Genomic DNA, 4529 nt, shown 5'->3' on the forward strand with positions numbered 1-4529 from the left:
CCTTGACCTTGGCGCGCACGGGCAGGGCGACCTCCAGGCGTTCGAACAGCTTCTCGGCCTCGGCCTCGATGCGGCGCCAGTCGACGCGGCCGGCGGGGCCGCGGCAGGGCTGGCGGCCCACGTAGATGTTCTCGGCCACGGTGAGCTCGTCGAACATCACGGTTTCCTGGTGCACGGCGGTGATCCCGGCGCGCATGGCTTCCTGCGCGCTGCCGAAGGCCACGCGCTGGCCGCCCAGGGTGATGCTGCCCTCGTCGGGCTGGTAGATGCCGGTCAGCGTTTTCACCAGGGTGGACTTGCCGGCGCCGTTCTCGCCGATCAGCGCCATCACCTCGCCGGCGCGCACCGTGAGCGCCACCTTGTTCAGCGCCGTGATGCCGGCGAAGCGCTTGGTGATGCCGGTCAGTGCCAGCACCGGTTCCGCCAGCGTGGCGTGCGGCGGTCGTTCTGCTAAGTTCAAAGTAAAGTCTCCGTCTGAAACATGGTTGCGGACTGTATCTCGTACGCTTGGTTTTGATTGTCTGCCCAAGCCCGCGGCAGCGGTTCCGGCGCCACGGTAACCACCCGCACGCCGGATTGTTCAAGAAGCTGCACCACCGAGTCGGATGCGTGGGTATCGGTGATCAGGCAGGACACGCGATTCAGCCCGCACAGGATCAACCCCGCCTTGCGCGTGAACTTCGAGCTGTCGGCCAGCACGATCAAGTCCTCGGCCTGGCCGATCAAACGTTTCTCTGCCTGCAGCAGCAGGGGATCGGTCTCCATCAGTCCCAGCAGCGAAACGCCATGCACGCCCATGAACATCTTGGACGCGTAGTGGTGCTGGGCCACGTCGTTCTCGAAAGGGCTGAGTATCACGTTCTGCTCGCGGTACACCTTGCCGCCAGGGACGATGATCTCGTTCTCGCTGGTGACCAGCATGCGCTCCGCCATCAGGAAGGAATTGGTCAGTATCCTGAGCCGGCTCTGGGCGAGGAACTCCGCCATCATGAAGGTGGTGGTGCCGCCATTGATGATGATGGTCTCGCCCTCGACGCACATGCCGGCGGCATGGCGGGCGATCGCCCGTTTTTGCTCGGCGGCGTTCTGGATGTTGTGCTCGAAGGTCGCGCTGCGCAACGCGAAATCGCGCCGCCTGCCCTGCAGCCTCGCCGCGCCGCCCCGCGAGCGTGTCAGCAGCTTGCAAGCGGCCAGCCACGCGATATCGCGCCGGATCGTGGCCGGCGATGCGCCCAGCCACTCCTGCAGTTGCGCCACGCTGGCCGACCCGTGCTCGGCCAGCAGTTTGAGCAACCGCTTGCGGCGGCTGTGGTTGTCCATATCGGTCTCCTTGTTCTGCGAGAGAGACTAATCATTCGTTTTCCGAACGTCAATCAGCCAGCAATCAATCTGATGACCGTTTATAAAACAGCTCACGGGGCTGATCGGAAATCGGTCAAGATTGTGATTATTCGGTGATCAATCATGATCTTGATCGCTTACGCATTGACGCAAAACCCCGGCTGATTTCTACTGACTGCGATTGCCACGGTGGCAAACGGAACACACTCAAACGACGGAGAACAGCAATGAACGAAGCAAAGCAGAAGGAACCGATCACCTCCCTGTGGGACGACGCAGCGGCCGCGGCAATGAGCGAACCAGAGCTCCTGCTGTACCGTTCCAACCTGCTCGGCTCCGATCTGCGCATCACCAATTTCGGCGGCGGCAACACCTCGGCCAAGGTCATGATGGAAGATCCGCTCAACGGCGAGGCGGTGGAAGTCCTGTGGGTGAAGGGTTCGGGCGGCGACCTGGGCAGCATCAAGCTCGACGGCTTCTCGACGCTGTACATGGACAAGCTGAACGCGCTCAAGCACCGCTACCGCGGCCTGGAGCACGAAGACGAGATGGTGGCCTACCTGCCGTTCTGCACCTTCAACCTGAACCCGCGCGCGGCCAGCATCGACACGCCACTGCACGCCTACATCAACCGCAAGCATGTGGACCACATGCACCCGGATTCCTGCATCGCCATCGCCGCCTGCGAAAACAGCAAGGAACTGACCGCCAAGATCTTCGAGGGTGAACTGGGCTGGCTGCCATGGCAGCGTCCCGGCTACGACCTGGGCCTGAAACTGGAAGCCGTGTCGAAGGCGCGCCCGCAGCTCAAGGGCATCATCCTGGAAGGCCACGGCCTGTTCACCTGGGGCGACACCGCCAAGTCCTGCTACGAGACCACGCTGGCCATCATCAAGCGTGCCGAGGAATGGCTGGCCGCCAACGTCAAGCAGCCCGTGTTCGGTGGCGCCGGCGTCGCTCCGCTGCCCGCCGCGGAGCGCTCAGCGCTGGCCGCGCGCCTGATGCCTCTGCTGCGCGGCAAAATCAGCAAGGACGAATTCAAGCTGGGCCACTTCGACGACAGCGACGCCGTGCTGGAGTTCGTCTGCAGCAAAGACCTGCAGCCGCTGGCCGCGCTGGGCACCTCCTGCCCGGACCACTTCCTGCGCACCAAGATCCGCCCCTTCGTGATCGAGTTCGATCCCGCCAAGCCGGACCTGGACGCCGTCATCGCCGGCCTGGACGCGGGCCTGGAACAATATCGGGCCGACTACCGCGCCTACCACGAGCGCTGCAAGCGCGCCAACAGCCCGGCGGTGCGCGACGCCAACCCGATCATCTACCTGATTCCCGGCGTGGGCATGCTGTCCTTCGCCAAGGACAAGGCCACCGCCCGCATCGCCGGTGAATTCTATGTCAACGCCATCAACGTGATGCGCGGCGCGAACGGCGTGGACACCTACGTCGGCCTGCCGGAACAGGAAGCCTTCGACATCGAATACTGGCTGCTGGAAGAGGCGAAGCTGCAGCGCATGCCCAAGCCGAAAAGCCTGGCCGGCCGCATCGCGCTGGTCACCGGCGGCGCCGGCGGGATCGGCCAGGCGGTCGCCCGCCAACTGCTGCGGGAAGGCGCTTGCGTGGTGCTGACCGACATCGACGGCGAAGCGCTGGCCGAGGCGCACAAGTCGCTGTCCAAGGTGGCCGGCAAGGACAACGTGGCCAGCATCGTCGCCAACATCACCAGCGAGGAATCGGTGGACGCGGTGCTGGACGAGGCCGCGCTGCGCTTCGGCGGGGTGGACCTGCTGATCTCCAACGCCGGCATCGCCTCGTCGGCGCCGCTGGACGAGACCACGCTGGAGATCTGGAACCGCAACCAGGACATCCTGGTCACCGGCTACTTCCTGGTCAGCCGCGCCGCCTTCCGCGTCATGAAGCAGCAGAAGCTGGGCGGCAGCATGGTCTTCGTGGCCAGCAAGAACGGCCTGGTGGCATCCGGCGGCGCATCCGCCTACTGCACCGCCAAGGCGGCCGAGATCCACCTGGCGCGCTGCATCGCGCTGGAAGGCGCGCCGCACGGCATCCGCGTCAACGTCGTCAATCCGGACGCCGTCATCCGTGGCTCGCGCATCTGGGACGGCAAGTGGAAGGAAGAGCGCGCCGCCTCCAACAAGATCGGCGCCGACGACATCGAGACCTTCTACCGCGAGCGCAGCATGCTGAAACTGAGCGTGCTGCCGGAGGATATCGCGGAAGCCGTGTACTTCCTGGCCAGCGACAAGGCCGGCAAGAGCACCGGCAACATCATTAACGTAGACGCGGGCAACGCCGCGGCATTCACCCGCTAAGAAAGACAAAGAGAAGACATGAGCACCATTATCGACAACGGCCTGGTGGCCGAACACAACGCCAAACTGCAAGCCAACCTGCAAGCGGACTACGACGCGCTGGGCGGCATGCTGGCCCGCCGCGGACAGGACATCGAAAAGCTGACCGCGCTGGCACAGACCTTCGCCGTGGCTGTTCCAAGCTGGGGCGCCGGCACCGGCGGCACCCGCTTCGCGCGCTTCCCGGGCAAGGGCGAGCCGCGCAACGTGGTCGAGAAGCTGGAGGACTGCGGCGTCATTCACCAGTTGACCCGTGCCACCCCAGGCGTTTCCCTGCACTTCCCATGGGACAAAACCGACGATCCCAAGGCGCTGCGCGAGCAAGCCGACAGCCTGGGCCTGTACTTCGACCTGGTGAACTCCAACACCTTCCAGGACCAGGTGGGCCAGGCGCACACCTACAAATACGGCAGCCTAACCGCCAACAGCAAGGCCGCGCGCGAGCAGGCCGTCGCGCACAACATCGAGTGCATCGAACTGGGCGACAAGCTCGGTTCCAAGGGCCTGACCGTGTGGGTCGGCGACGGCGCCAACTTCCCCGGCCAGCACAACCTGCGCGGCGCGCTGGAACGCTACCTGGACAGCATGCGCGGCATTTACGCCGCGCTGCCGGCGGACTGGCAGGTGTACATCGAACACAAGCTGTTCGAACCGGCGTTCTACGCCACCACCATCGCCGACTGGGGCACCAGCTTCGCCTGCGCCAGCGAACTGGGTCCGAAGGCCAAGTGCCTGGTCGACCTGGGCCACCACGCGCCGAACACCAACATCGAGATGATCGTCGCGCGCCTGGCGCAATTCGGCAAGCTGGGCGGTTTCCAC

At 64.7% G+C, this 4529-nt stretch carries 4 protein-coding genes; 2 read left to right on the plus strand and 2 right to left on the minus strand.

Features of this window, described 5'->3' with window-relative positions:
- Positions 1-460, minus strand: a 460-nt coding sequence (locus BM436_RS35750) for an ATP-binding cassette domain-containing protein (RefSeq protein ID WP_143133524.1), incomplete at its 3' end; no start/stop codon positions are given.
- Positions 457-1320, minus strand: a complete 864-nt coding sequence (locus tag BM436_RS35755) for a DeoR/GlpR family DNA-binding transcription regulator (protein WP_093561668.1) — start codon at positions 1318-1320, stop codon at positions 457-459. The genes BM436_RS35750 and BM436_RS35755, both read right to left, overlap by 4 nt.
- 248 nt (positions 1321-1568) lie before the next feature.
- Here BM436_RS35755 and BM436_RS35760 point away from each other — a divergent pair, with 248 nt between their 5' ends.
- Both BM436_RS35760 and BM436_RS35765 read left to right on the plus strand, forming a co-directional pair.
- On the plus strand, positions 1569-3668 hold the full coding sequence (locus tag BM436_RS35760; RefSeq protein WP_093561669.1) for a bifunctional rhamnulose-1-phosphate aldolase/short-chain dehydrogenase: 2100 nt from the start codon (positions 1569-1571) through the stop codon (positions 3666-3668).
- 18 nt (positions 3669-3686) lie between these two features.
- Positions 3687-4529, plus strand: an 843-nt coding sequence (locus BM436_RS35765) for an apurinic/apyrimidinic endonuclease family protein (protein ID WP_093561670.1), incomplete at its 3' end; no start/stop codon positions are given.

Source organism: Pseudoduganella namucuonensis (assembly GCF_900116645.1).
GTDB lineage: Bacteria > Pseudomonadota > Gammaproteobacteria > Burkholderiales > Burkholderiaceae_D > Rugamonas > Rugamonas namucuonensis.